The sequence below is a fragment of the Nocardiopsis sp. NPDC006198 genome (assembly GCF_040613895.1).
Classification (GTDB): Bacteria; Actinomycetota; Actinomycetes; order Streptosporangiales; family Streptosporangiaceae; genus Nocardiopsis; species Nocardiopsis tropica.
Genome location: NZ_JBEXSY010000023.1, coordinates 22,744 through 47,684, shown reverse-complemented (window position 1 = coordinate 47,684; position 24,941 = coordinate 22,744). Strand labels below are relative to the sequence as shown.

At 72.9% G+C, this 24,941-nt stretch carries 24 protein-coding genes; 7 read left to right on the top strand and 17 right to left on the bottom strand.

The genetic code is table 11. The annotated features are described in order from the left end of the window. Positions 1 to 119: 119 nt before the first annotated feature. Positions 120 to 467 (bottom strand): DUF6507 family protein, encoded by a 348-nt coding sequence (locus ABZ234_RS17530; RefSeq protein WP_344177124.1) that lies wholly within the window; start codon positions 465 to 467, stop codon positions 120 to 122. Beyond that, positions 464 to 778: a hypothetical protein gene (locus ABZ234_RS17525; protein WP_344177122.1), complete on the bottom strand. Its 315-nt coding sequence runs from the start codon at positions 776 to 778 to the stop codon at positions 464 to 466. The genes ABZ234_RS17530 and ABZ234_RS17525 overlap by 4 nt, the downstream gene beginning before the upstream one ends. A 383-nt stretch (positions 779 to 1,161) precedes the next feature. Between ABZ234_RS17525 and ABZ234_RS17520 the strand changes: the two genes are divergently transcribed. Continuing rightward, positions 1,162 to 2,550, top strand: a complete 1,389-nt coding sequence (locus tag ABZ234_RS17520; protein WP_344177120.1) for a DUF6177 family protein — start codon at positions 1,162 to 1,164, stop codon at positions 2,548 to 2,550. A gap of 128 nt (positions 2,551 to 2,678) precedes the next feature. After that, complete coding sequence (locus ABZ234_RS17515) at positions 2,679 to 3,944, top strand: hypothetical protein (RefSeq protein ID WP_355012764.1); 1,266 nt, start codon at positions 2,679 to 2,681, stop codon at positions 3,942 to 3,944. A gap of 227 nt (positions 3,945 to 4,171) precedes the next feature. Here ABZ234_RS17515 and ABZ234_RS17510 read toward each other — a convergent pair whose 3' ends face one another. After that, positions 4,172 to 4,567, bottom strand: coding sequence for a DUF4229 domain-containing protein (locus ABZ234_RS17510; RefSeq protein ID WP_355012763.1), 396 nt, complete (start codon positions 4,565 to 4,567; stop codon positions 4,172 to 4,174). Positions 4,568 to 4,992: 425 nt separating this feature from the next. On the opposite strand from ABZ234_RS17510, the gene ABZ234_RS17505 reads away from it, so the two are divergent. After that, positions 4,993 to 5,193 (top strand): BldC family transcriptional regulator, encoded by a 201-nt coding sequence (locus ABZ234_RS17505; RefSeq protein WP_017535950.1) that lies wholly within the window; start codon positions 4,993 to 4,995, stop codon positions 5,191 to 5,193. 118 nt (positions 5,194 to 5,311) lie between these two features. After that, positions 5,312 to 5,665, top strand: a complete 354-nt coding sequence (locus ABZ234_RS17500) for a PLD nuclease N-terminal domain-containing protein (protein ID WP_267946826.1) — start codon at positions 5,312 to 5,314, stop codon at positions 5,663 to 5,665. Positions 5,666 to 5,875: 210 nt separating this feature from the next. Here ABZ234_RS17500 and ABZ234_RS17495 read toward each other — a convergent pair whose 3' ends face one another. Then, positions 5,876 to 7,165: a pectate lyase gene (locus ABZ234_RS17495; RefSeq protein ID WP_355012762.1), complete on the bottom strand. Its 1,290-nt coding sequence runs from the start codon at positions 7,163 to 7,165 to the stop codon at positions 5,876 to 5,878. A gap of 237 nt (positions 7,166 to 7,402) precedes the next feature. On the opposite strand from ABZ234_RS17495, the gene ABZ234_RS17490 reads away from it, so the two are divergent. After that, positions 7,403 to 8,398 carry a LacI family DNA-binding transcriptional regulator gene (locus ABZ234_RS17490; RefSeq protein WP_355012761.1) on the top strand — a complete coding sequence of 332 codons (996 nt, stop codon included), beginning with the start codon at positions 7,403 to 7,405 and terminating at the stop codon, positions 8,396 to 8,398. Positions 8,399 to 8,609: 211 nt separating this feature from the next. On the opposite strand, the gene ccsB is transcribed toward ABZ234_RS17490, so the two are convergent. The 10 genes from ccsB to ABZ234_RS17440 form a co-directional block, all read right to left on the bottom strand. Continuing rightward, complete coding sequence (gene ccsB / locus ABZ234_RS17485; protein WP_355012760.1) at positions 8,610 to 9,626, bottom strand: c-type cytochrome biogenesis protein CcsB; 1,017 nt, start codon at positions 9,624 to 9,626, stop codon at positions 8,610 to 8,612. A 3-nt stretch (positions 9,627 to 9,629) separates the two neighbouring features. Then, the gene (locus ABZ234_RS17480; RefSeq protein WP_355012759.1) at positions 9,630 to 11,294 is read right to left on the bottom strand and encodes a cytochrome c biogenesis protein ResB; all 1,665 of its coding nucleotides are present in this window, start codon (positions 11,292 to 11,294) and stop codon (positions 9,630 to 9,632) included. Continuing rightward, positions 11,294 to 12,124, bottom strand: coding sequence for a cytochrome c biogenesis protein CcdA (locus ABZ234_RS17475; RefSeq protein ID WP_355012758.1), 831 nt, complete (start codon positions 12,122 to 12,124; stop codon positions 11,294 to 11,296). The genes ABZ234_RS17480 and ABZ234_RS17475 overlap by 1 nt, the downstream gene beginning before the upstream one ends. Continuing rightward, positions 12,124 to 12,858: a TlpA disulfide reductase family protein gene (locus ABZ234_RS17470; protein WP_355012757.1), complete on the bottom strand. Its 735-nt coding sequence runs from the start codon at positions 12,856 to 12,858 to the stop codon at positions 12,124 to 12,126. Before ABZ234_RS17470 ends, ABZ234_RS17475 begins: the two co-directional genes overlap by 1 nt. 239 nt (positions 12,859 to 13,097) lie before the next feature. Continuing rightward, positions 13,098 to 13,301, bottom strand: coding sequence for a helix-turn-helix domain-containing protein (locus ABZ234_RS17465; RefSeq protein ID WP_013155995.1), 204 nt, complete (start codon positions 13,299 to 13,301; stop codon positions 13,098 to 13,100). 254 nt (positions 13,302 to 13,555) lie between these two features. Continuing rightward, complete coding sequence (locus tag ABZ234_RS17460; protein ID WP_267946833.1) at positions 13,556 to 14,353, bottom strand: phosphatase; 798 nt, start codon at positions 14,351 to 14,353, stop codon at positions 13,556 to 13,558. 301 nt (positions 14,354 to 14,654) lie between these two features. Continuing rightward, positions 14,655 to 15,815 carry an acetoin utilization protein AcuC gene (locus ABZ234_RS17455; protein ID WP_267946834.1) on the bottom strand — a complete coding sequence of 387 codons (1,161 nt, stop codon included), beginning with the start codon at positions 15,813 to 15,815 and terminating at the stop codon, positions 14,655 to 14,657. A gap of 212 nt (positions 15,816 to 16,027) precedes the next feature. After that, the gene (locus tag ABZ234_RS17450; RefSeq protein ID WP_267946835.1) at positions 16,028 to 17,551 is read right to left on the bottom strand and encodes a DUF1109 domain-containing protein; all 1,524 of its coding nucleotides are present in this window, start codon (positions 17,549 to 17,551) and stop codon (positions 16,028 to 16,030) included. 671 nt (positions 17,552 to 18,222) lie between these two features. Beyond that, positions 18,223 to 19,017, bottom strand: a complete 795-nt coding sequence (gene proC / locus ABZ234_RS17445) for a pyrroline-5-carboxylate reductase (RefSeq protein WP_267946836.1) — start codon at positions 19,015 to 19,017, stop codon at positions 18,223 to 18,225. 136 nt (positions 19,018 to 19,153) lie between these two features. Beyond that, on the bottom strand, positions 19,154 to 20,098 hold the full coding sequence (locus ABZ234_RS17440; protein ID WP_267946837.1) for a sugar phosphate isomerase/epimerase: 945 nt from the start codon (positions 20,096 to 20,098) through the stop codon (positions 19,154 to 19,156). Between the two features lie 224 nt (positions 20,099 to 20,322). Here ABZ234_RS17440 and ABZ234_RS17435 point away from each other — a divergent pair, with 224 nt between their 5' ends. Beyond that, positions 20,323 to 21,015, top strand: coding sequence for a class I SAM-dependent methyltransferase (locus ABZ234_RS17435; RefSeq protein WP_355012756.1), 693 nt, complete (start codon positions 20,323 to 20,325; stop codon positions 21,013 to 21,015). 88 nt (positions 21,016 to 21,103) lie between these two features. Here ABZ234_RS17435 and ABZ234_RS17430 read toward each other — a convergent pair whose 3' ends face one another. Next, on the bottom strand, positions 21,104 to 21,694 hold the full coding sequence (locus tag ABZ234_RS17430) for a C40 family peptidase (RefSeq protein WP_355012755.1): 591 nt from the start codon (positions 21,692 to 21,694) through the stop codon (positions 21,104 to 21,106). Positions 21,695 to 21,921: 227 nt separating this feature from the next. Further along, the gene (locus ABZ234_RS17425; protein WP_355012801.1) at positions 21,922 to 22,812 is read right to left on the bottom strand and encodes an SGNH/GDSL hydrolase family protein; all 891 of its coding nucleotides are present in this window, start codon (positions 22,810 to 22,812) and stop codon (positions 21,922 to 21,924) included. 195 nt (positions 22,813 to 23,007) lie between these two features. Between ABZ234_RS17425 and radA the strand changes: the two genes are divergently transcribed. Further along, positions 23,008 to 24,390, top strand: coding sequence for a DNA repair protein RadA (gene radA / locus ABZ234_RS17420; protein WP_355012754.1), 1,383 nt, complete (start codon positions 23,008 to 23,010; stop codon positions 24,388 to 24,390). Between the two features lie 116 nt (positions 24,391 to 24,506). Here radA and ABZ234_RS17415 read toward each other — a convergent pair whose 3' ends face one another. Continuing rightward, the gene (locus ABZ234_RS17415) at positions 24,507 to 24,872 is read right to left on the bottom strand and encodes an SSI family serine proteinase inhibitor (RefSeq protein WP_330158381.1); all 366 of its coding nucleotides are present in this window, start codon (positions 24,870 to 24,872) and stop codon (positions 24,507 to 24,509) included. Positions 24,873 to 24,941: the final 69 nt, after the last annotated feature.

Sequence of the window (24,941 nt, the reverse complement as noted above, 5' to 3'; positions counted from 1 at the left end):
AGCAGCCGGCCCGGCGGGGGCAGGGGGTGGGAGAGGGGCGACCGGGGCACGGAGGGCACGGCCCGGTCGGGGCTTCGCGACCGGTGCGCGGCAGGGCGTGCGCGCCGGACCGGCGCGGGTCAGTGCGGAGCGTTCATGGGGTTCTCGACATACGTGGCGTTGGCCTGGGCCTCCTCCGCCATCTCCAGGTCACCGACGAGGTAGGCGTCCACCGCCAGGGCGCACCCCTCCAGTGCGGAGCCGGCCCGTTCGACCATCTCCTCCGCGAGGGCGCCGACGTGTTCGAGGAAGTAATACAGCTCCCCCTCGACCGGTCCGCTGCACGCCGCCGTGGCGGCGTTCATGATCTCGTCGCCGGTGGTGGTCAGGGCGCCGTCGAGCGCGTCGCCGCTGCCGTCGCCGACCTTGCCCAGCACCTCGTTGAGCACCGTCCCGACGGAGGGGGCGTCGATGTCCCACGCGCTCACCGGTCACCGCCTTCCCGGGCGGAGAAGCGGTCGCCCCGGAAGTTCTGGGGCGGTTCGGCAGTCGAATCGTGGCCGGTATCGGCCAACTCGCGCTCGGAGCGGACGATGCTCGCATCCATGCGATTCAGGGCGGGGCGCACCGCCTCGATGATGCTGGTCAGACGTGTCCGCAGCTCCCCGGTGCGCTCGCGCATGCGCACGGCCACGATCTCGTGCGCGACGGGGACGCGCATCGGCGGGACGTCGCCGCGCGGGAGGTCGCCCGCGGGTTCCCCGAGCGCGCCCGGGACTTCTACCAGCTCGAATCTCATGTACCGGTCACCCTGCCCAGGTCCGTCGGAACCGCCGCCCCCTGGGGCGCGTTGTGCGTATTATGCCGATGCACCACGACAATGTGTGACCTCTCCCTCGCGGAAGAGGTTCGTACTGGCACGGAGTTCCGGATACCCCTTGACCGCAGGCCCCCTCTACCGGTTCCCCACCGGAGGGACGGGCCCCACGACGTCCGCTCCCACGCTTCCCCGCCCCGCAGGCCCCCGCACGCACGCATGCCGAGCCACCAGCACCGAGCCACCAGCCACCCGGCGCCGACCGTGCCCCCGTCCGGGTCCGGACCCGGACACCCCTCCCGTTTCGCCCGGTCACGCCGAACCCGACCCCGCCGTCCCTCCGGCGGCATCGCCAAGGAGAACCGTTGAGCTACGACGTGGTCGCACTGCTGGCGGCGGAACCCGGCATGGTCGCGGTCGCCCACTCGCTCCGCGACGCGGGGGCCGACCTCGCGGTGCGCCCCCTGGACGGCGGAGTCGTCCAGTTGCGGGACGCCGAGGCCCGCGTCCTGGCCACCCTCGAACCCGCCCAGCTGGTCGAGTCGCGGGGCGAGGTCTCCCGTCTGCTCGGCGCCGAGGCCGCCGTCAACCTGCCCGACACCTGTTGGTGGGCCGAGGTGCGGGCGCGGCCCGACGCCGCGGGGCGCGAGGCGGCGCACCGCGTCGCCGACGGCCTCGCCCTGCGCCTGGGCGGGGGTGTGTGGACCTCGGGCCCGGGCGACTTCTCGCTGTGGGAGGAGACCGGGCACCCGGCCGTCGAGTTCGAGGCCGAGGAGGCGTTCGTCGTCGCCCAGGACCGCGAGGTCGTCCCGCTGTCCTCCTGGATCACCGACGCCGTGTCGGCCAACGCGCTCCGGGGCACGGTCCTCCAGGTGCTCACCCCCAGGTCGTCGCGGCTCACCCACGGACTGCGCTCCCTGATCACGCAGCCGATGGCCCGGTGGGTGGTGCTGGACGGGGAGGGCGGCCAGTTCGACGGGGTCAGCGGCCTCCCGCTCCGCTGGGACCGGGTGCACGGGTACGTTCCCGACTGCCGGGGCGGGAGCGCTCCCGAGCCCGCGGCCGGGTTCCTCGACATCTCTCCGCTGGGCGCGCACCTGCTGGTCGACCTGGCGGTCCGGCACGGCGCGTCCTTCGCACCGCCCCTCGGCCGGGCGGTCGAGCTCGTCACCGGACACCTGGCCGGGGTGCTCCCCGCGGGCTGGGGGCCGCACGAGCCGGCGCTCGCGCCGTGGGACCGGGAGCGGCTCGTGCGGCTCGTGCGCCACCGCGCCCCGCGGACGGCCGTGCTCCAGTTCTCCGGGCACCAGGACGCCGGTCCCCCCTTCACGGGCGGCGCCCGCGTCTCGTGGGCCCCGGACGGGGAGAGGGCGGTGGAGCGCATCTCCCTGGCGGTCGGGTTCGAGGACGAGGGGGCGCTGCCCCTGGGGGCCCTCCCCGGCCTGGTGGAGGCCCTGGCGGCGGAGAACCTTCTGGACGTGCTCCACGTGCGCCGGGCTCGCGGTCGCCGCGACGTCACCTTCGAGCCGCGCTGGCACGGGCTGGCCGCCCCGGTCGGCATGGCCCTGGGCCCCGACGGGGTGCGGCGGGCCGGGGAGGAGCACGCGCTGGCCGGCCCCCTGCGGGGGGAACCGCTGGGAGAGGCCGGGGCCCGCGCGATCTGGTACCCCGCTCCCGCCGAGGCGACCCGTCAGAGGGCGGCCGAGGCCGTGGCGGCCCAGCTGCGCCACCTCGCCGCGGCGCCCCGGGCCTGACGGCACGGACAGAGCCAACATGATCACTGTGTGTGATTTTCACGCGACTCTTTGAAAGAATGCGGACACCCCCCGGCCGTCCGGCCTCCCGCCCGACAAGCAGGTCCGCACACCAAGGAGAATCCTCCGTGAAACCCAGCCGTTCGTTCGTCGCGCTGACGATGAGCACCATGCTCCTGCTCCCCGTCGGCATCGCGGTGACTGCCCCGGCCGCGCACGCCGCGCACCGGGGCGTGGTCGGCGAGCAGCCCGTCCAGTGGACCCCGCACGTCCTGGACGGGACGGTCAAGGACATCCTGAGGATCGGGAACACGGTCCTCGTCGGGGGTGAGTTCACCAGGGTCGCCGAGGTCGACGGCGATGAGCACACCCTCCGCAACCTCTTCGCCTTCGAGCACGGGACCGGGCAGATCATCCGCGACTTCGAGCCGGACGTCAGCGCGATGGTCACCTCGCTCGCCCCCGGGCCGAACGACAGCGTGGTCGTCGGCGGCCGGTTCACCGCCGTCGACGGCAAGCCCTCCCGGGGGCTGGCGCGGCTGTCCCTCGCCGACGGCGGCCCCGTGTCGGAGTTCGACGCCGTCCTCGACGACGGCGCGACCAACCGTCTGGCCACCGACGGGGCCCGCCTCTACGTGGGCGGGAACTTCACGGGGGTGAGCGGCGCCGAGCGCACGGGCCTGGCCCGCCTCGACCTCCGGACCGGCGAGGTGGACCGCAACTTCGCGCCGCGCCTCGCCGAGCCGCGCCGCGGCAGCCTGCGCGTGCAGGAGCTGGCCCTGAGCCCGGACGGCCGACGGCTCGCCATCAACGGGACGTTCACGAAGGTGGACGACAAGAACCGCTACCAGATCGCCATGATCGACACCGCGGAAGCCTTCGTCACTCCGTGGTCCACGTCCGCCTACGAGGCCCCGTGCGACTACGAGCGGATCCACACGTACATGCGGCAGATGGCGTTCTCCCCCGACGGCTCGTACTTCGCCGTCGTGACCGGGGGCGGGCCCAAGGTCAAGCCCGGCCTGTGCAAGTCGACCAGCCGGTTCGAGAACACCGACAAGGCCGACTCCCAGCCCACGTGGAGCAACAAGACCGGGGGCGACTCCCTGTACTCGGTGGAGGTCACCGAGTCGGCCGTGTACGTGGGCGGGCACCAGCGCTGGATGGACAACGAGAAGGGCGAGCTGAACCCCGGACCGGGGTCGGTGGAGCGGGAGGGCATCGGCGCCGTGGACCCGCGGACGGGACGCGCGCTGGCGTGGAACCCGGGACGCGCGCGCGGGCACGGCGCGGAGGCCCTGCACGCCACGTCGGACGGGCTGTACGTGGGAAGCGACACCGAACGCCTCGCCGGCGAGTACCACGCGCGCCTCGGCATGTTCCCGCTGGCCTGAGGGCGGCGGTCCGGGGCGGCGGTCCGGGGCGGACGTCCTGGGCAGGAGGACCGGGTCCCGCCCTCGGGTCCCGCCCTCGGGACCCTGCCGCAGGGAGGCCCCGCCGTTCGGCGGGGCCTCTCCCCCGTCCCGGGGGAGAGCCCGAGGGGACGGCCGGAGGCGGGCCCCCTGGGCGAGGCGGCCGGGTGGGGCGGCCGACGTCCGGACGGGCGTCCGTCAGGTGTTCGTCAGGTGTCCTTGGACGCGGCGGCCGCGCCCTCGTCCCGCTTCGCGTCGGCGTCCGCGCTCCCGGCGGCGTTCCCGGCACCGGCCTCCTCGGGGGCCGCGTCGGCGGGCGTCCCGGCCGGCTCGGACGCGGCCGCGTCCTGGAGGTCGTCCTCACGGGAGGCCCCTCCGGACAGGCGGTCTCCCACGTTGACGCCCCGGCGGCTCTCCAGGCGCTCGACGGTCCGGGCCGACAGCTGGTCGCGCAGCCGGGACAGCAGAACATAGGACGCGAGGCCGCTGACCAGCCACGCCAGGATGAGCGCGACCCACGACCGGGCACCGAATAGGTAGACCACTCCGAAGGCCGCCAGGAAGAGTCCCACCCGGGCGGCGGTATAGGTCAGCCAGCTACGCATGAAAAAGCCTCACAACAGATGATTACCTGGTCTAGATTGGTCGCTACGCCCATCAGCACACGAGACGACCGGGTCCACACATGTGGCCCGGGCGGTACCGGGTCCCCGAACAGGACCGAACGGGTGGCTCCCGCACGTCCTCACCACCAGGTTAAGGGCGTGTCGGGCGCAGCGGGCACCGGGGCGGCGTGTCCCCCGCCGCAATGGCGACGGGACCACACAGGCCACTGGATTCACATAGTCATGGGATGTTTCCAATCCCGACAGCAGGGCCCGAACATCACGTTCCGGTCACATATCCGGTACTCCTCCCCCCATCACCGCAATTTCTCCGAAAACTAGGGAGGAAACGGACCAACTCGTGCACACTAGGGGATCAAACGCCCGCCGCCCCCACAGTCCGAGGCGGGCACGATTGGGGGAATGTGAAGGTGGAACGAGCAAGCGAACGCCTGTTGACCCCCGGGGAAGTGGCCTCACTCTTCCGGGTTGATCCCAAGACCGTCACGCGCTGGGCCGCCTCCGGGCGGATCAGCAGTATTCGCACCCCCGGCGGCCACCGCCGGTTCCGCGAGTCCGAGGTGCGTGCCCTCCTCCTCGGGGAGCCGAGCGAGAGCACCCCCTGAGAGCGAGGTAACGCCCCTCACCCCTTCGGCCCCGGACATTCGGACTCCGCGGGGTCTCCCGCAGCCCTGGCTCGGTGTCCCGACCGTGAGGAGTCGACAGCAAGAGTAGGCTGGAACCATGGTGTGGCTTGGTGGCCTGATCACGCTCGTATCGATCGTTCTCTGGGTGTACGCGTTCTTCGACGCGCTGACCACCCCTGCGCAAGAGGTCCGGAACCTGCCCAAGGTCCTCTGGATGATCGTCATCGCGCTGTTCATGCCCGTCGGTTCGATCCTGTGGCTCTTCCTCGGCCGCCCGCGCCGGGCGGTCCCCGTGGACGGAAGCCCGCCCTCCCCGGCGCAAGCCGCGTCGGCCGACGACCTTGACCCGTCCGACTTCGCCAAGCCCTCCGACAGCCCGCACCCGCTCGGACCCGATGACGACCCCGAGTTCCTGCGACGCCTCAAACGGCGCATCGACCCGGAAGAATAGGTTCTCCTCGCCGGATCGGTCGGAGAAGGGGCCCGCCGGCCCCTCGCCGCCGGCCCGCCCGGGTGAACCTCGCCGACGGACCGCGTGGAACAGGGCCGCCCCGGCAGGCGGGGCACGACAGGCGTGAACACAACGGTGGGGCCGCACTCCTCGGAGCACGGCCCCACCGTCATGTCAGGGGCTCACGGCGGACCCCCGGCCCGCCCCGGTTCAGAGCAGCCCGGCCCCCACCTTCCGCGGCAGCCCGCGCAGCGCGTGCACCGGCTCCACGTCCGGGGCGAACTCGGGGACCCAGGTGCCGGCGGTGCCCAGCTCCATGCCGGGGTTGGCCGCGTTGTAGGCCTCCACCAGGTCGACCCGGGTCAGCCGCCCCCGGCCGTCGCGCATCACCGCGTTGCCGTGCTCGACGATGTCGTCGCCGCCCCAGTTGTACAGGACCTCCTCCACCCCGATCCCGTCGTGCAGGTCGAACACGTTGTTCTCCGCGTGGACGTGGGACTCCACCCCGACGCCCAGGCTGTACTGGTAGAGCCCGCCCCGCACGGTGTAGTGGTTGTTGTACACGTGCACCTGGCCGTAGCGCACGCGCGGCGCCCTCTGCCCGAGCCCGTCGAAGTGGTTGTGGTGGTAGGTCACCCGGAGCCGTCCCCGGTCCGTGGTCCGGCTGTCGCTGTTGCCGAGCAGCATCGCCTTGTCCCGTTCGACGAAGTCGTTCCACGAGACCGTGACCAGGTCGGACCCGCGGACGATGTCCAGCAGCCCGTCGTGCACCTCGTACTTGCGGCCGAAGTGGTCGGGCAGCTCCGCCCCGGGGTTGTCCCCGTCGTCGAACGTGTTGTGGTCCACCCACACGTTGGTGGCCCCGGAGACCTCCACGTGGTCGTACTCCGAGTTCCAGTTGCCGGTCCCGCCGTCGGCGGGGTCCCACCCGGGGAAGCAGTCGTGGGTGTCGGAGAAGGAGAGGTTGCGCAGGATGACGTTGTCCACGTTGTGGACCAGGAGGTTCATGCCGGAGATGACGGCGTCGTCGCCCGCGCCGACCACCGTGGTGTTGGAGCCGACGCGGACCCGGATCTGCTCGGCCTGCACGTCCTGCGAGGCGGCGCGGGCCTCCTCCAGCGGGCCGGACGGGTCCTCCCACCCCCACACAGCGGGGTCGTAGGCGGCCAGGTAGCCCTCCAGGGTGTAGCCGTCGACCGCGTAGTCCTCGCACGCGATCGGGGTGCCGTCCGGCGCCGTGTTGGCGTCGACGGTGCCCTCCACGCGGACGATCTTCGGGTGGTCGCCGGAGACCGCCTCGCGGAACTCCTCCAGGGTGGAGACGGTGACGACGTGCTCCGGCGCCGCCGCGGACCCGCCGGTGGTCCCGGCCCCGGCGGACCCCCATCCGTCACCGTCGGCCAGGACCTCCCGGCCGATGTCGGGGGCGGCGTTCGCGGAGGTGGCCGGCACGGCGGTCAGCGCCACCGCCGCGGCCAGGGGGAGTATGAGCCTGCGCATGTTCGTGCTCCTGGTGGGGGGATACCGGGTACTGGTCGGCACCCGGCTGCAAACGTTTGCATGAACATCTCCCGACTCCCCCGTCCACGTCAACCCTTCCGCCCCGCCTTCTCCGTGGAAAACCCCGGAAAACCCGGCGACGGCAGCCCGGCCCGCACCCTGCCGCTCCGCAACCGGTTGCCGTACCCTCGGGTCCCAGCGGAGCACATCGGAACATCCACGGAACGGAGGCCCCGGGTGGCCGTCACCATCAGGGACGTCGCGCGGGAGAGCGGGGTCCACGTCTCCACCGTCTCCCGGGCCTTCTCCGCCGCCCACATGGTCAACGCGGTGACGCGGACCCGTGTCATGGCGGCGGCGGAGCGGCTCGGCTACCGCCCCAACCGCGCCGCGAGGGCCCTCTCCACGCGGCGGACCGCGAACCTCGGGGTGATCGTCGCCGACATCGCCAACCCGTTCTTCCCGCCGCTGATCAAGGCCGCCCAGGCGCAGGCGCGCGAACGCGACTACCACGTGTTCGTGGCCGACACCGACGAACGGGCGCGGGTGGAGGAGGAACTGGTGCGCTCCATGGCCAAGCAGGTGGACGGCGCGCTGCTCGTCGCCTCGCGGCTCAGCGGGCGCGTGATCGCCGAGCTCGGCCGCGACGTGCCCTTCGTCGTCGTCAACCGCCGGGTCAGGGGGCTGCCCTGCGTGCTGATGGACGTGGCCTCGGGCACCCGGCAGGCCGTGGACCACCTGGTCGCCCTGGGGCACAGGGACATCGCCGTGCTGACCGGGCCGAGCGCGTCCTGGACCGCCCAGCGGATACGGGGGGCCGCGGAGGAGGCCGCCGCGCGCCACGGCGCCGGGCTGCACCCCGTCGGGCCGAACCCTCCCACCGAGGAGGGCGGGGCGTCCGCCGCCGCCGAGGTGGCGTCGGGCCCGGCGACCGCCGTGCTCGCCTACAACGACCTCGTGGCGCTGGGCCTGATCCGGGAGGTGGAGGCCCTGGGGCTGTCGGTGCCCGGGGACCTCAGCGTGGTCGGCGTGGACAACACCCACATCGCCCGGCACTGCCGTCCGGCCCTCACCACCGTGGACATGCCGGTCGTGGCCGCCGGGCGCGGGGGCATCGACCTGCTGGTCCACCGGGTGACCACGGGGGAGGACCCCGGGACCGTCACCCTGGACACCCGCCTCGTCGTCCGGGAGTCCACGGCGCCGCCCCGGGGCGCCGTGTCCCGCCCCTGACCGCCCCGGAGCCGGACCGCCCCGGCGCCGGACCGCCGCCCCGGAGCGCCCCCGACCGCCCCGGCAGAGGTCCCGCTCGCCGGACCGCCGCGAGGGCCCTCCGGCAGGCCCCGACAGGCCTCGGCCGGGACCTCCGGCAGGCCCTTCGCGCGGGGCCGCAACGGCTGACGGCGGGGACCCGAGGGGTCCCCGCCGCCGTGCGCAGCCCGGGTCAGGCGTAGGAGTGCAGGCCGCTGAACATGTAGTTCACGGCGAAGAAGTTGAACAGGATGGTCAGGAAGCCCAGCACGTTGATCCAGGTGGCCTTGGGGCCGCGCCAGCCGCCCGTGGCACGGGCGTGCAGGTAGGCGGCGTAGATCACCCAGGAGATGAACGACCACACCTCCTTGGGGTCCCAGCCCCAGAAGCGGCCCCACGCCTCGTCCGCCCAGATGGAGCCGGCGATGATGCCGAACGTCCACAGCGGGAACGCGAACAGGATGAACCGGTGCGAGATGCGGTCCAGCAGCTCCGGGCTGGGCAGGCGCCCCGCGATGCCCGCGACCTTCTGTCCCAGGGCGCGCCTGGCCTCCGCGCGGTGCGACACCAGGTAGGTGACGCCCGCGACGCCGGACACCATGAACGCGCCGCCCGCGATGATCGTCGCGGTCACGTGGATCGGCACCCAGTAGGAGTGCAGGGCCGGGATCAGCGGGCCCGGGTCCACGTACAGCCACTTGACGCCGATGCCCAGCAGGAGCAGGACCGGGACCAGGACGAAGGCCCCGAGGAACCGCGCCTGGTAGCGGAACGAGGCGTACAGGAGCCCGCCCACCGCGACCAGGCACAGCGCCACGATGAACTCGAACATGTTGCCCCAGGGCCACCGGCCCGCGGCGAGGCCCCGGGTGACGATCTGGGCGACGCCCATCACGAACCCGAGCGTCGTCACGCCGAGCGCCACCCGGCCGAGGTTGCTCTGGGAGGCCTGCGCCTCCCCCTCGGTGGTGCGGACGTTGACGTCGATGTCGAGGTCGTCGTCACCGCTTCCGGCGGCTCCGGCGCCCTTCCCTGAGCCGGCGGCCACCGGCATGAGCTTGCCGGCCCTGAGGTTGGTGCGCTTTCCGTAGGCGGCCTCGATGGCGAAGAGGAACAGGGCCGCCGCGTACGTGACGATCATCGCGATGATCAACATGTCGCTGGTCGACGCCATCGTCTCGTCCACCGTTCCGGCGAGTGTGTACGTCACCGGTCACTCCCTCGTTGTCGTCGACTCTGGCGGGTCGGATGGTGTGCTGCTTCGGGGATTTCGGGGGTTGTCGTCCGACTCGTCGTTCCGGAGCCGTCCGGCAAGCTCTGTGGTGAGTTCGTGGAACTCGGCGTTGTTGCCCGCCACCTCGGTCTTGCCGAGGCCGGACAGCTCGACCCGCGTGCGCCCGTCCGCGCCCCTGGTCGCGCGCACCCACACGCGGCGGGGCCGGACGAACAGCGTGGTGACCAGGCCCAGGACGGCCAGGGTGGCCGCCGCGAGCGCCGGGACGCGCGCGCCGTCGCGGTTGGTCTGGAGGCTGATGTACTCGCTGTACCCGGTGAACGTGATCGACCCGGCGCCGTCCGGGAGGTCCCAGCTGTCCCCGATCCCCAGCACCGGGGAGCTTCCGAGCTCCTCCATGCCGCTGGTCTGGAGCTGGTAGACCGACTGCGGGTCCAGCATGCCGAGGTCGCCGCGGTAGCCCTCCAGGGTCACCCGGGGGTTCTCCGCGCCCGGGAAGTCGGAGACGAGGTCGCCCTCGGGGGTCTCCGCCGCGCTCGGCAGGAACACCCCGACGAAGCCCAGCTCCTCCCCGCCGGTGTCGGGGACCTTGACGACGCCGTCGGAGGTGAAGGTCGCGGTCTCCCGGAACAGGAACGGGACCGCCTGGTCGAAGACGACCTCGCCGTCGGCGTTGCGCACCTCGAACTCGGGCGCGTAGCCGTGGCCGAGCAGGTAGACCTGCACGCCGTCCACGGTGAGGGGGTGGTTGACCTCCAGCGTGTGCCGGGCCTCCTCCGCCTCCGGGGACTCCTTGTAGGTCAGTTCGGCGACGTAGGACTCGGCCTGTCCGCGCAGGTTGCCGTCCTCGATGAACGACGCCTCGAAGTCGTCCAGGTGCAGGGTGAAGGGCTCCAGGGCGTCGGTGTCGGTCCAGTGCCCGGGGTAGATGGCGTCGTAGGAGGGCAGGGTGTTCGCGAACCCGTCGCCCTCCACCAGCAGCATGTTGCCCCGGTAGCCGAAGAACGATCCGGCGGCCAGCGCGAGCAGCAGCCCCAGCAGGGCGAGGTGGAACAGCACGTTCCCGGCCTCGCGCAGGTAGCCGGTCTCGCTGGAGAGGGAGTCCCCGTAGCGCTCGATCCGGTAGCCCTTGAGGACCTTGCGGGCCTGGCCGAGGACCGTCTCCGGGTCGGCGCCCGTCGTGAACGTCGCCGCGTACGGCATCCGACCCAGGTTCCTGGGGGTGTGCACCGGCCTGGCCCGCACGGCGCGGGCGTGGACGACGGCGCGCGGGAAGACGCAGCCCGCGAGGGAGACGAACAGCAGCAGGTAGATCGCCGCGTACCAGGGCGACGAGAACACGTCGAACAGGTAGAACCGGTCCAGCCAGGGGGCCAGTTCGGGGTTCTCCCGGACGTAGGTGTTGACCTCGTCCACGCTCACGACGTTCTGCGGCAGGATCGAGCCGGGGATGGCGCCGACGGCCAGCAGGAAGAGCAGGATCAGGGCGGTGCGCATCGAGGTGAGGACGCGCCACGCCCAGCGCAGCCAGCCGAGCGGGCCCAGGCCCCTGGGCTGGCCGCCCTCCCGGTCCCCGGCCCCGGTCCCGTCTCCCGGGCCGGACCCGCTCCCGGTGTCGTCGTCGGTCGTGGTCGTCGTACTCATCAGATCACCGTTTGGAAGTCGGCGGCCCAGCCCTGCATGGCGACGGTCAGCTGCGTCCACAGCCCGGTCACCATGGCCAGGCCGACGAGGACGAGCATGGCCCCGCCGATGACGGTGACGGTGCGGGTGCGTCGCTTGAGCCAGCCGAAGGCGGTCAGGGCGCGCCGGTAGAGGAGGGAGGCGAGGACGAAGGGCAACCCCAGGCCCACGCAGTAGACGAGGGACAGGAGCATGCCGCGGCCGGCGCCGCCCTCGATGAAGGCGAGGGTCTGCACGGCGGCCAGGGTCGGACCGATGCACGGGGTCCAGCCGAGGCCGAAGAGGACCCCGAGCAGGGGCGCGCCGGCCAGGCCCGCACGGGGCAGCCGGTGGAAGCGGAACTCGCGCCCGAACCCGGGCATCACGCCCATGAAGGCGAGCCCGAGGACGATGGTGAGGACCCCGAGGACCCGGGTGAGGGGGTCGGTGTAGTCCACGAGGAGGTCGCCGAGCCAGCCGATGAAGCCGCCGACGGCGACGAACACGAGGGTGAACCCGGCGATGAACAGGACGCTGCCGGTGACCATGGTCCACCGGCGCGTGGCGAGTTCGGCGTCGACGTCGGCGACGGCCGTCGCCGTGGCGCCCCCCTCGGCCGCCCCTCCCCCGGCGGTGCGGGCGGCGGAGCGCTCGCGCACGTCGGCGCCGCTCATGCCGGTCACGTAGGAGAGGTAGCCGGGCACGAGCGGGAGCACGCAGGGGGACAGGAAGGACAGGAGCCCGGCGGCGAGCGCCAGGGGGACGGCGGCGAGGAGGGACCCGGTGAGGACGGTGGTGCCGATCGCGTCCATCAGCGGTCGTCCCCGTCCGAGGGGGCGTCGGAGGGCTGTTCCCCGCCCTCCTCCGGGGACGCCTCCCCGTCCTCCGGGGAGGCCTCCTGGTCGGCCACCCGGGGCCGCTCCTCGGGATCGCCGAGGCCGAACTCCACCACCACGGGGTTGAGCAGCTCCGTGAGCTGGCCGTAGGTGGTGGGACCGATGACGCGGGCCGCGATGCGGCCGTCGGGGTCGATGACGAGGGTGCTGGGGATCGCACGCGGGGGGACGGTGTCGCGGAAGGCCTGCGGCACCTCGCCGGGCTGGTCGTACAGGCTCGGGTAGGCGACGTCCTTGTCGGAGAGGTAGGCCCGCGCCGCGGTCTCGTCGTCCTTGATGTTGACGCCCAGGAAGTCCACCCCCAGGTCGCCGTACTCGGCGTGGACCTCGTCGAGCACGGGCTGCTCGGCGCGGCAGGGGCCGCACCAGCTCGCCCAGACGTTGAGGACCACGATGCCGCCCTCGTAGTCGCCGAGGGACACGGTGTCGCCGTCGAGGGTGGTGCCCTCGACCTCGGGCGCCTCGACCCGCTCGGCGGCCTCGAAGGTGGTGGAGCTGCCGTCGCCGGAGATGAACCGGTCGTCCTCGCCCCCGGCCTCGATCTCGTTGCCCCCGGCGCAGCCGGTGAGGGCGATGGCGGCGGCCAGGGCGGTCGCCGCAAGGCGCGGCACGCCGCGGCGCGACCGCGTACCTGAGCTGGTACTGGGCATCGAGGGAACCTCGCGAACCGGGGGTGAACAGGGCGGACTACATCAACGACAGATTGTAGTAGATGCCCTGGCGCCCCTTCGGCCGCCCCGGCACAAGGGACCTTCGGTCCGGCGTGCCGGGCGGCCTGCGGCGAGGTGGGGAAACCTCGGTGGGGGCGGTGTCCGTCGGGCACCGCCCCCGGGGGTTGTGCGTCGGCCGGGGCGCGCGTGTCGCCGCCCCGGCCGGCCTCGGCCCTGGATCAACCAGCCTCGACGAATGCCTCGCGGAGGTAGTCGTGCACGGCCCGCTCGGGAACCCGGTAGGAACGCCCCACGCGAATCGCGGGGAGAACTCCCGAGTGCACCATTCGGTAAACGGTCATCTTGGACACACGCATGATCGTGGCGACTTCTGCCACGGTCAAGAACCTGACCTCTTCGAGAGGCGGTTTGCTCCCGTTCATCTTCCGACGCCCTCATTCCCGGACGTGAGCATTGTCCACTCTTCAGCCCGGCGTGATCTACGGCGGTAGGGGCAACCCCGGTATGTGCCCGTCCCAACCCCACGCCAGCGTGTCACTCTGTCACTACTGACACGTCCGTTTTCAGAGTAGAGCCGAGACCCCGTCTGCGAAAGGTCGATTGTCCTGTCTTCGGGGATACACGTTGACGACGGGACGGATGAGGTTTAACGGTGGGTATAAATGGTCGGCCCTGGTCAGATCAGACCGGCCCTCGCGAGGACGTACTCGCGCAGGGGGGCGTAGTCCTCGGTCAGGTATCCGTCGTCCAGAGGCACCGTGACCAGTAGCTTTCCCTCGTGTTCGGCCAGGAACAGAGCGGGGTCGTTGCAGTCCGCGAACCCCATCGTCGGCACTCCGGCCTCCCCCGCCGCACCCGCGAACCCGTGGTCCGCGATGACCAACTGCGGCCATGCCTCACCCCGGTTCTCCAGGTCCCCGAGAATGGCACGCATGGCGAAGGGGTGATGGCTGTGACGCGCGAGGTGCCCGTCCGTCACGATCGCGACTTCGTCCTTCCAGACCACGATCCGCCGGTTGGGCGGCTTCTCGGTAGTCACCTCGTACGAATATCCGCTTGCCGCGGTGACGACCGGGCAGCCGCGTGAGGCCAGTGCGTCCTTCCAGACCCGGTAGGTCTCACGGAGTTTGCTGGGGTGGCCGGTGGCGAACATGACCCTCTCGCGGCGCTCCGCCGCCAGCGCCATCCGGTCGGCCAGCGCCTCCAGGGCGTCCACGGTCAGGTCGGGGTCGATGGTGTCGATGCCCCACACGTACTCCTCGTCGCCCACGACGCCGCACCGCTTGCTCATGAGGGAGAGGACCTCGGAGAACGTCCAGTCGTGGGAGAACGTCAGACCGAACTGGTGGTAGGGGTCCTTCTGCACCAGCCGCCGGTAGTGCCGAAGGTTGTTCTGGCGGGGGGTGTCGACGTGCCCGGCGATCCCCGTGCGAACCAGATAGGTGATGAGTTCAGCGCGTGTCGGCGGCGTCACCTGGCGTTCCCCTTCCTCGACTGGGCAGCGAGCGTGCGCCCCGCCGTGATGCCACCACGACGCCGGCCTCTGTTCGCCCGGTATTCAACCTCTGTCCTACCCGCCTGCGGCGTACAACGCGCAATCCCCACGAATTCACCTCCGTACTCCCGGGCGCCGCTGCGGGCCGGGCCACGGACCGGAATCCCGGAATGCGCGGCGGTCCGAACCGGTCGGAATTCGGGCCGCGCCGGAACCGCTCCGGGTCCGGGACGGCCGGGGACGCGTGCGGAGGGGCCGCGGGCGGTCCGGTCGGCGGGGGCTAGAGGCTCGGGTCGATGCCGTGGCTGGGGAAGACGGCGGTGCGGGTGGCGTGGATCGCGCGGTCCACCGCGTCGCCGGGGTCGTAGCCGTCCACGAAGGGCGCGAACGAGACCTCGCGGCCGTCGGTCATGTAGAGGGGCGCCAGTTCTCCGGTGCGCTCCCGCACGAAGTCGCGCCACTTCTGCGGGGTCTCGGTGTCCGGGTCGATCGGGTGGCCCGCGGCCTCGGCGAGCAGGTGGGTCCAGGCCCGCGGGACCACGTGCACCAGCCCGTAGCCGCCGCCGCCGAAGAGCAGCCACCGGCCGCCCGCCGTCTTCTGCGCGAGCTTGTGCAGCTCGGAGTAGGCGCGCCGCTGGCCGTCCACGCTGAGGGTGAGGTTGGCGAGCGGATCGAGGGCGTGGGTGTCGCAGCCCTGCTGGGTCACGAGGATCTCCGGCTGGAACTCGTGCAGCAGCGGAGGGACGACGGCGTCGAAGGCGCGGTGCCAACCGGTGTCCCCGGTGCCCGCCGGGAGGGCGACGTTGACCGCGTACCCCTCCGCGTCCGGGCCTCCGGTCTCGGACGCCTGCCCGGTGCCGGGGAACAGGGTCACCGGCGACTCGTGCAGGCTGATGGTGAGCACGCGGGGATCGTTGTAGAACGCGTTCTGCACGCCGTCGCCGTGGTGGACGTCCACGTCCACGTACGCGATCCGCTTGGCGCCCTGTTCCAGCAGCCAGCTGATGGCGATCGCGGGGTCGTTGTAGACGCAGAAGCCCCACGCGTGGTTGCGCATCGCGTGGTGCAGGCCGCCCGCGATGTTCGCGGCGTGCGCGGTCTCCCCCGTCCACACCGCTCTCGCGGCGGCGACGGACGCGCCCGTGATGAGCGCCGCGGCGTCGTGCATGTCGGGGAAGACGGGGTTGTCCGCGGTGCCGAGCAGGTGGGTGTCGTCGGGCGCCAGTGTCCTGCCCGCGCGCTTGACCGCCTCGATGTAGGCGCGGTCGTGCACCAGCGAGAGGAGTTCGTCGGACGCGGGCTCCACGTCCAGGAGGCCGACCCCCGGGGCGTCCAGCACGCCGAGTTCGCGGCTGAGGGCCATCGTCAGCTCGACACGGATCGGCGCCATCGGGTGCTGGGGCCCGAAGTCGTAGGCCGTCAGTCCGTCATCCCATGCCACCCGAAGCGAGCAGGACGTGCGCCCTCCCATGTGGTGACCCCCGTTTCAGGTGTGCGTGCTCCGAAGCACACAGTACGCAAAACCGGGCCCCGATCCGAACCCCGGGTCCTGGGGACGGGCGCCGGACCGGCGAACGGCCCGGGCGGGCGGCGTCCGCCCGCCCGGGGCGGGAGGGGGCCGCGGTGCGCGCACCGGCCCTCCCGCCGCTCCGGCTACTCGGTGATGAAGTAGCAGGACTCGTACAGGTCACCGGCCCCGAAGTCGACGGTGCCGTGCAGCGGCGCGGCGCCGAAGAACCCCTCGTTGGAGGTGAGCAGCACCCGGTACTCGCCGGGTTCGAGTTCGAGGCGCATGACCTCGCCGTTGTCGAAGCACGAGTTGCCGGTCGGGGGCGAGCTGTAGGTCTCGCACTCCTCGCACGCCTCGGTGACGACCTCGTCGTGCACCCGGTCGGGGCCGACGTAGAGGAACCTCATCTCGTAGGGCGTGTTGTTGGTGATCTCCAGGACGGTCATGCCGTTTCCGGAGCCCCCGGTGGGCTCCGGGGCGAAGTCGACCTCGCCGATGGTGGTCAGGGTGTCCATCTCGGCCTCGACGCGGCCGGCGCCGATGTGGACGACCATCCTCTCGACCTCGTCCGCCTCGTGGTCGGGGTACTCGTCGCCGAGCAGGGCGACCATGGTCTCGGCGGGATCGAACCGGCCCTCCTCCACGTGCTCCCAGCCGCAGTTGAACGCGGCGTCCGGACGCTCCTCGGCCAGGCGGTCGGCGATCTCGGGCGCGCCCTCCCAGGACAGGTCGTTGAACAGGTCGATCTGGTCGAAGGCCGCGCACCAGTTCTCGGCCGCGTACTCGGCCGTGCCGGTCCCGTACAGCTCCGCGAGCGCGGCGGGCACGTCCCCCGCGGCCTCGGTGCCCGCGTAGTCCACCGGGATCACGCTGTAGACCTCGTGGGCCTGCCTCATGCTCTCGCGGTACTCCTCGGTGACCTCGCCGTCGAACCCCTCCTCCGCCGTGGCGGCCAGGTCGGCCGCGTAGGAGAAGTGGATGTCCGCGATCTCGCCGTCGGTGTCCTCCCACCGGGACGAACCGTGGGCGAAGTAGGCCGAGTAGGAGTCGAGGGCCTGCCCGAAGTCGCCGGAGGCGACGTCGCCCTGCGCGCGCTCCAGCAGCGCGCACGCCTCCGCGCCCGCGCGGGCCCTGGACATGAGCGACGGGGAGAAGGACAGCTGGAAGAGGTCCTCGACGCTCCCGTAGGCGGCCACGGCCTCCGACGGGCCGCACTCGCCCCGGGCGTGGGCGGCGTCGGCGACGCGCAGCCGCCACTCTCCCGCCTGCCAGACGCCGGCGACGGAGGCCGCCATGACCAGCACGAGGCCGCCCGCGGTGAGGAGCGCCGCCCTGTTCCGCGCGGGCTGCTCGCCCCGGGTGAGCGCCCGCTCGTCGCGGGAGCGCCCCGCGAAGAGGCCGTGCACGGCGGCCGCCGCGAACCAGGCGAGCAGGACCGGCGCCCAGACCAGCAGGTTGTCGGCGGCGCCCAGGACCGCGGCGGTGACCAGGAGGCCGGCGGTGACGGCGACCGCCGCGGCGAAGAAGGGCCACTGCCGCAGGTAGGCGTACCCGGCGCCGAGGCCGGAGGCGTTGAGCAGGGAGGCCCGTACCGCCGAGGGCGAGGAGAGGACGGGCATGCGGGGAGGCTTCGGGGGAGGCGGGCCGCCGAAACCACCGGGGGGCATCCCGCCTGGGGGCGGTCCACCGGGAGGCATCCCGCCGGGAGGACCGCCAGGGGGGAGGCCTCCGGGCGGAAAGCCGCCCGGGGGCGGTCCGCCGGGGGGCATCCCGCCCGAGTACACGCCCCCGGAAGGGACGCCGCCCGTGGGTGCGCCGCCCTGGGGACGGCCTCCGGCCGGGAAGCCGCCCGTGGGCGGGCCTCCCATCGGACCACGGGGGGCGCCGCCGTGCGGCGGACCTCCCGGAGGCGGGCCTCCGGCCGGGAAGCCGCCCGTGGGCGGGCCTCCCGCCGGACCGCGGGGGGCGCCGCCGTGCGGCGGGCCTCCCGAAGGCGGGCCTCCGCCCGGCGGCTGGGAGGGGTCGGACGGGGGAGGGGGAGATGTCATGGAGGACCCTGGAAGCAGGAGAGGGGGATGGCTCGCGCGGGCGAGACAGAGAGGGGCGTGCGCGCCCCTTCCCCTGCACAGTACACATGGACCACGACGTCCGGATTCGTCAAGAAAGGCCGTTTCCGGCCAACCCCCGATCGCCGACGTCCCCGGCGCCTCCCCCGCGCGCGGCCGGCGGTCCCGCCCGGCCCGGTCCCGCACCGCCGCGGGTCCCGCGCCGACCTGCGGGGACGGCCGCCGTCCGGCGCCCCGGGGGGGGGAACGGCGGCGGGCCCGCTCCGGCCCCGTCAGCTTCCGGAGAGCGCGCCGCTCCTGTCCCGGGCCGCCTCGATGGCGTCCGTGAACGCGGTCCGGACGCCGTGCCGCTCCAGCTCGCGCAGCGCGGCGGCCGTGGTGCCGCCCGGGGAGGTCACGGCCTCGCGCAGCACCACCGGGTGCTCCCCCGAACCGTTGAGCATGGCGGCGGCGCCGGTGATGGTCTGCCCGACGAGCTTCTGCGCCGTGACGCGCGGCATCCCCATGGCGACACCGGCCTCGATCATCGTCTCCGCGATGAAGTAGAAGTACGCGGGGCCGCTGCCCGAGATGGCGGTCACCGTGTCCATGTGCTGCTCGCCGACCCGGATCACCTCGCCGACCGTGGCCAGGAGCGCCTCCGCCCGGTCCAGGTGGGCCCCGTCGGTGTGGGCGCCGCCCGCGACGGCGGTCATCCCCTCGCCCATCAGGGCGGGCGTGTTGGGCATGGCGCGGACGACGGGCGTCCCGGCGGGCAGGTGGTTCTCCAGGACGGCGGTGGTGATCCCGGCCGCGACGGAGATGATCAGGCGCTCCGAGCCCAGGTGCGGGGACAGGTCGTCCAGCAGCGCCACCATGTCCTGGGGTTTGAGGGCGAGCAGGAGCGTGTCCGCGCGCTTGGCCGCGTCCGTCGCGGAGACCACCTCGACCCGGTAGCGGCGGCGCAGCTCCTCCGCGTGCTCCTCGCGCGGCTCGGTGACGAGGACGTCCTCCGGCGCGTGGCCCTTGGCCAGCATTCCGGCGAGCAGCGCCTCGCCCATCTTCCCGGCACCGATGATCGCGATCATGAAGAGTCCTCTCTGCGGGTCACGTCCACGCTAGCGGCCCCGCCGGCCCGGGGGGACCCCGCGTCCCGGCCTGTGGACGGCGGACCGCGCAGGCCCCGGACCGCACAGGCCCCGGACCCGCCGGGGCCGGACCGCGTCAGCTCCCGCCCGGGTCGACCGTGCCCTTGTCGTCGACCGTGCCGCCGCCGTCCACCGAGAAGCGGCGGGGCGGCGCCGACGGCTTCCGGCGCAGGAGGGCGATGCGCTCGCGGCGGTCGTGCGTGCGGCCGGACGCCGAGGAGGTCTGCGCGAAGTGCAGGCGGGTGAAGGCCAGGGCCTCGGCCAGCTCGCGCATGCGCGCCTGGCGGTCGGCGGCCTTGCGGGTGCTGACCTCCAGCACCAGCTGCCCGCCGAAGCCGCGCTCGGCCAGGTACTCCAGGAGTTCGCCGACCGGCTGGGTCCCGCGGCCGGGGATGAGGTGCTCGTCGAGGTTCTGACCGCCGAAGCCGTCCGTCACGTGGACGTGCGAGAGGCGGTCGCCCAGCTGCCTGGCCATCTGCATGGCGTCGGAGCCGGACATGGCGGTGTGCGACAGGTCGAGCGTGACGTCGGGGTAGTCGCGGTCGAGGGGGTTCCAGCTCGGCGCGTAGGGGACGACCTCGCGGTCGCGGACCCGCACGGGGTACATGTTCTCCACCGCGAAGACGACGTCGGTCTCGTCCTGCATACGGGAGATCCCGCTCTCGAACTCGCGCGCGTACTCGCGCTGCCAGCGGAAGGCGGGGTGGACGACGATGGTCTTCGCGCCCAGGGCCTCGGCCATCTCCTTGGAGCGGACGAGCTTCCCCCAGGGCTCCCTGCCCCACACACGCTGGGTGAGGACCAGGCAGGGCGAGTGGACGGCGGTGACGGGCATCTGGTGGTAGTCCGAGAGGCGCCGCAGGAGGTCGATGTCCTGGCTGGCCGGATCGGAGGAGACGAGGACCTCCACCCCGTCGTACCCCAGCTTCGCCGCGATCTCGAAGGCGGCCGGGGTCTTCTCCGGGTAGACCGACGCCGACGACAGGACGACGGGTGCGTCTGGGACCTGGATAGGACTCACACCCCCAGACTATGCGCTGTCGGGCCCTCCGTGCGTTCCGCCCGGACGAGCGCGGCGCGCCGCGTCCTCCGGGCCTCTCCGCCCCCTCCCGCCCCGCCCCTCCCCCGCACGGCGCCCGGGCGGGGGAGGGCCCGCCGCGACCGGTCCGGGATCGCGGGAACACGGCACGGGGACCGGCGGGGGACCCGCAGGCCGGGTCGGGCCGGATGGCTAGTGTGCGGTGCATGATCCCCAGGGACGCGATCCCCAGCCCCAACATCTGGCGGAACCCGCAGACGTACGAGTTGGAGAACCGGGCGGTGGACCCCGAGGGCGTGATCGGCGCGGCCATGGACCGCGTCCGCCCCATGGACGGGGCCCACGTCCTGGACGTCGGCTGCGGCACCGGCTACCACCTGCCGGCGTTCGCCGCGCGGGCGAGCCGGGTCACCGGCGTGGAACCGCACCCGTCCCTGGCCGGGGCCGCCCGGGCCCGGGTGCGGGGCCTGGACCACGTCCGGGTCCTGGACGGAGTGGCCCAGCGGCTGCCCGTCCCCGACTCCGTCGTCGAGGTCGCGCACGCGCGCTGGGCCTACTTCTTCGGTCCGGGGTGCGAGCCCGGCCTGGCCGAGCTCGACCGCGTGATGCGGCGGGGCGGGGTCGCGTTCGTGATCGACAACGACGCCACGCGCTCCACCTTCGGCTCCTGGTTCCGGCGTTCGCTGCCGTCGTACGACCCGGCCGCCGTGGAACGGTTCTGGGCGGCCCGCGGGTTCACCCGCGAGCCCCTGACGATGCGCTGGTCGTTCACCGACCGCCGCGCCTTCGAGGCGGTGGTGCGGATCGAGTTCCCCTCCGCGCTGGCCGCGGAGATCGTGCGGTCCCATCCCGGGCTGTCGGTGGACTACGCGGTCAACCTGTGGTGGAAGCGGTACTGACCCGGCGGCCGGGTGTGTCCGGGGTCCCGGGTTCACCGCCCGGGACGCTCGCGGCCGCCGTCGGCTCCGCCCGCGGGGACCGTCCCCGTCACAGGCGTACCGCGCCGGCGAGGTTGTAGCGGTTGACGTCCCGCTCGCGGACCTGGTCCCCGGACTTCGGGGCGTCGATCATGCGGCCGCCGCCGAGGTAGATGGCGACGTGGTAGGCGTACCCTCCGCCGTCGGCCCAGTAGAGGATGTCGCCCCTCCTGGCGTCGGAGTAGGAGACCCTGGTCCCCTCCCGTACCTGGTCGTGGGCGATGCGGGGGAGATCCACCCCGGCCTGCGCGAACGACCACTGGACGAGGCCGGAGCAGTCGAAGGAGTCCGGTCCGGTGCCGCCCCAGCCGTAGGGGGTGCCCTTCTTGGACTCGGCGGCGCTGATGGCCTTCTCGACGGTGGAGGAGGGCAGCGCCGCCTGGTGGACCCTCGTGGGTGCGCCGGCGCCCGGGGCCGTCGGCGCCGGTTGCGCGTGCTGGGCGAGGGCCGGGGCCGCGCCGGAGGACAGGAAGGCCGCGGCGAGCGCGGCGGCCGTGAGCGATCGCGGTCCGCCCCGGCGGGGGCGGGCGGGCGAGGCCTGTCGCCCCGGGTCCGTAGGACGACAGGCCTGCCTTTGCTCGTGCTGTCGCGGTAGTCGCATGACGGTGGTGCTCCACTCGTGTGAGTAGTCACGCCGGGGCGTCCGCGCCGCTGTGACGCGGATCTCTCCGCCTCGACGCACCACCATTCGTCACACAGCCACCCGAAGAAATCACTCTCCGTGGTCCAGTTGGCCGCCAAGGAGGGTAAAGGCTGCTTTACCCGAGGGGATATACCGGTCATTCGACCAGCAAACGGACCCCCTATCCCTGGGTCGGCGACCCTCCGTCACAGAGCCGGGGAGGGCACGCCCACCGCGGCCTGGACGAAGTCCGCCGTCGCCTCCATACCGAGCCGGTTGGGGTGCACCGGGGCCCCGTTCTCCGGGATCAGGCCCTCGACCCAGCGGGTGCCGGAGGGCTTGCACACGTCCCTGCCCCGCTCCAGGACGTCCACGAACACCGCGCCGTTGGCCTCCGACTCCTCCTTGATCACCGCGTTGAGCGACGTCTGCGCCGCGTCGAGGAACGGGACGTCCCCGCGGGCGATGGGCGTGCTCGGCCAGCAGCCCCCGCTCTCCGGCAGGAGCTGGAGGTAGCCCACGCTGAGGACCGTCGCGTCGGGGCTGCGCTCCGCGATGTCGGCGTAGACCTGGGAGATCTCGCCGCGCAGGCCCTCGATCCGGACGTCGAGCTCGTCGCCGTAGTAGTTGGCGCACGGGCTGCCCAGGGGGTTGCCCAGGCTCCGCTTGGCGCACTCGACGAACACGTCGGAGAACCCGAAGTCGTTGCCCGCGATGCCGACCGTGACCAGGTCGGTCTCCGGCCGCAGCGCGTCGAGCTGCGGGAGCGTGTCGGTGAACTGGTTCTCGTAGAAGTGCTCCATCCGCGCGCCGGAGCAGCTGGCGTCGGTCAGCTCGGCGACCCCGATCCGCTCGGCGAGCATCTTGGGGTAGTTGTGGTTCGACTGCATGCAGCCGAGCAGGGGCACGCGGGCCTGGGCCTGCTGCTGACGGACCAGGGGCCCGGCGACGAAGGAGTCGCCCAGCGCCACGTAGTGCTGGAAGGCGGCCGCCTCGGCCTCCTCCGCGGCGGCGGACGGCGGCGAGACCAGGGACAGGCCCAGGACCGCCGCGGCCGCGGGGACCAGGACTCGGCGGAGCCACCGGTGTCGGGGGATGGCGGGGTTTGCGTCGTTACGGGGCACGCGGGTTCCTCTCCGGGGAGCGGGGGGCAGGGAGTAGTCGGACCCTTACAGATTCTTTAACACGACCTACCGGAAGTTCCCCATAACCCGTAGGTAACTTTCGTGTGTCGCGGAGAATCCGCTCCGCCCCCGACGGGCCTGTCCCCGGCAGCCGCTAGCGTGGCGACCATGGCAAAGGCAGCGAAGACGACGTTCCGGTGCGCGGAGTGCGGATGGACCACCCTCAAGTGGGTGGGCCGCTGCGGCGAGTGCCAGGCCTGGGGGACGGTCGAGGAGGCCGGGGCCCCCGCCGCGATGTCCGTCGCCGCCGCGCCCGTCACCTCCCGGGCCCGCCCCATCACCGAGATCAGCGTGGAGAGCGCCGAGGCCGTTCCCACCGGGGTCGGCGAGCTCGACCGCGTCCTGGGCGGGGGCGCCGTCCCCGGCGGCGTCGTCCTGCTGGCGGGCGAGCCCGGCGTGGGCAAGTCCACGCTGCTCCTGGAGGTCGCGGCGATGCGGGCCGCGGACGGGCCCGTGCTGTACATCACCGGCGAGGAGTCCGCCGGACAGGTGCGGCTGCGCGCCGAGCGCCTCGGGGCCCTGTCGGACAAGCTCTACCTCGCCGCCGAGACCTCCATCGCCTCCCTCGTCAGCCACGTGGACCAGGTCGGCCCCCGGCTGCTGATCGTGGACTCGGTGCAGACCATGGTCTCCCCCGACGCCACCGGCGTTCCCGGCGGTGTCACGCAGATCCGCCAGGTGACCGGCGCGCTGATCCAGATCGCCAAGGAGCGCGGGATCGCCACCATCCTGGTCGGCCACGTGACCAAGGACGGCTCGATCGCGGGCCCCCGCATGCTGGAGCACCTGGTCGACGTGGTGCTGCACTTCGAGGGCGAGCGCCACTCCCAGCTGAGGCTGCTGCGCGCGATCAAGAACCGGTACGGCCCCACGGACGAGATCGGCTGCTTCGAGCTCACCGAGAGCGGCATCGTCGGCCTGCCGGACCCCAGCGGCCTGTTCCTCACCGAGCGCACCGACCCCGTGCCCGGCACCTGCGTCACCGTCGCGATGGAGGGCCGGCGCCCCCTGATCACCGAGGTCCAGGCGCTGGTCGCGCCCACGCCCCTGCCGGCCCCGCGCCGCGCCACCTCGGGCCTGGACACCTCCCGGGTCAACATGATCCTGGCGGTGCTGGAGAAGCGCACGGGCATGCGGCTGGCCAACATGGACGTGTACGCCTCGACGGTCGGCGGTGTGAAGCTCACCGAGCCCGCCGTGGACCTGGCGCTCGCCATGGCGGCGGCCAGCTCCAGCAACGACGTCGCCCTCCCCGTCGGGTTCATCGCGATCGGCGAGGTCGGCCTCGCGGGCGACGTGCGCACCGTCTCGGGCGTCCGCCGCAGGGTCGCGGAGGCGCAGCGGCTCGGGTTCACCGAGGCCGTCGTGCCCAAGCACTTCGGCGACCCGATCCCGGGCATCCGCACCCAGGAGGTCGAGGAGCTGAGCGAGGCGCTCCTGCGCGTCGCCAGGCGCTCGCGCCGGCCCAGGAAGTCCCAGGACGACGACTGAGGCCGGCGGGCCGGGCCCCTGCCCCGCCCGCCGGCCCCGGGGCGGTCCCGGACCGTGGTCCGCGGGCCGTCCGGGGCCACGGCTCCGGGACCGCCGGAAGCGCCCGGGGAGCGCGTCTAGAAGTCGAAGAGGACGCCCTTCTGGCTCACGAGGAGGCAGGAGTTCGAGAACTCCTCCTCGTACCTCTCGGCGCCCTCGGCGACGGCCACGACGGGCTGGTGGATCATCGTGCACATGCCGCCCTCCCCCTTGGCCCGGGCGATCGATCCGGCCCCGTCGACGGCCGCGCAGGCCCGCTCCGCCTCGGGGTGGTCCCCGCCGGTCGGCCGGCACTCCAGGGTGACCTGCCGCACCTCTCCCGTGGACGGCGTCCGGATGCTCAGTGTGTGGCTGGTGGTCACGGTGCGCTCCGCCTGCGCGGGCACGGCGAAGGCGAGGGACAGGACGGCGGTGGCCGCGAGGGCCAGGGCGGTGCGGTGCACGACTGCTCCCGGTGTGCGAACGATCAGAACACCACGCATAGTAACCATTCGATCACCGGAATCGGCCGA

What these genes read in the sequence shown, in the direction of transcription:
- ABZ234_RS17525 (WP_344177122.1), bottom strand. Translation starts at nt 778, where the DNA reads ATGAGATTCGAGCTGGTAGAAGTCCCGGGCGCGCTCGGGGAACCCGCG.
- ABZ234_RS17510 (WP_355012763.1), bottom strand. Translation starts at nt 4,567, where the DNA reads ATGCGTAGCTGGCTGACCTATACCGCCGCCCGGGTGGGACTCTTCCTG.
- ABZ234_RS17500 (WP_267946826.1), top strand. Translation starts at nt 5,312, where the DNA reads ATGGTGTGGCTTGGTGGCCTGATCACGCTCGTATCGATCGTTCTCTGG.
- ABZ234_RS17495 (WP_355012762.1), bottom strand. Translation starts at nt 7,165, where the DNA reads ATGCGCAGGCTCATACTCCCCCTGGCCGCGGCGGTGGCGCTGACCGCC.
- ABZ234_RS17480 (WP_355012759.1), bottom strand. Translation starts at nt 11,294, where the DNA reads ATGAGTACGACGACCACGACCGACGACGACACCGGGAGCGGGTCCGGC.
- ABZ234_RS17475 (WP_355012758.1), bottom strand. Translation starts at nt 12,124, where the DNA reads ATGGACGCGATCGGCACCACCGTCCTCACCGGGTCCCTCCTCGCCGCC.
- ABZ234_RS17470 (WP_355012757.1), bottom strand. Translation starts at nt 12,858, where the DNA reads ATGCCCAGTACCAGCTCAGGTACGCGGTCGCGCCGCGGCGTGCCGCGC.
- ABZ234_RS17465 (WP_013155995.1), bottom strand. Translation starts at nt 13,301, where the DNA reads ATGAACGGGAGCAAACCGCCTCTCGAAGAGGTCAGGTTCTTGACCGTG.
- ABZ234_RS17450 (WP_267946835.1), bottom strand. Translation starts at nt 17,551, where the DNA reads ATGCCCCCCGGTGGTTTCGGCGGCCCGCCTCCCCCGAAGCCTCCCCGC.
- proC (WP_267946836.1), bottom strand. Translation starts at nt 19,017, where the DNA reads ATGATCGCGATCATCGGTGCCGGGAAGATGGGCGAGGCGCTGCTCGCC.
- ABZ234_RS17435 (WP_355012756.1), top strand. Translation starts at nt 20,323, where the DNA reads ATGATCCCCAGGGACGCGATCCCCAGCCCCAACATCTGGCGGAACCCG.
- ABZ234_RS17430 (WP_355012755.1), bottom strand. Translation starts at nt 21,694, where the DNA reads ATGCGACTACCGCGACAGCACGAGCAAAGGCAGGCCTGTCGTCCTACG.
- radA (WP_355012754.1), top strand. Translation starts at nt 23,008, where the DNA reads ATGGCAAAGGCAGCGAAGACGACGTTCCGGTGCGCGGAGTGCGGATGG.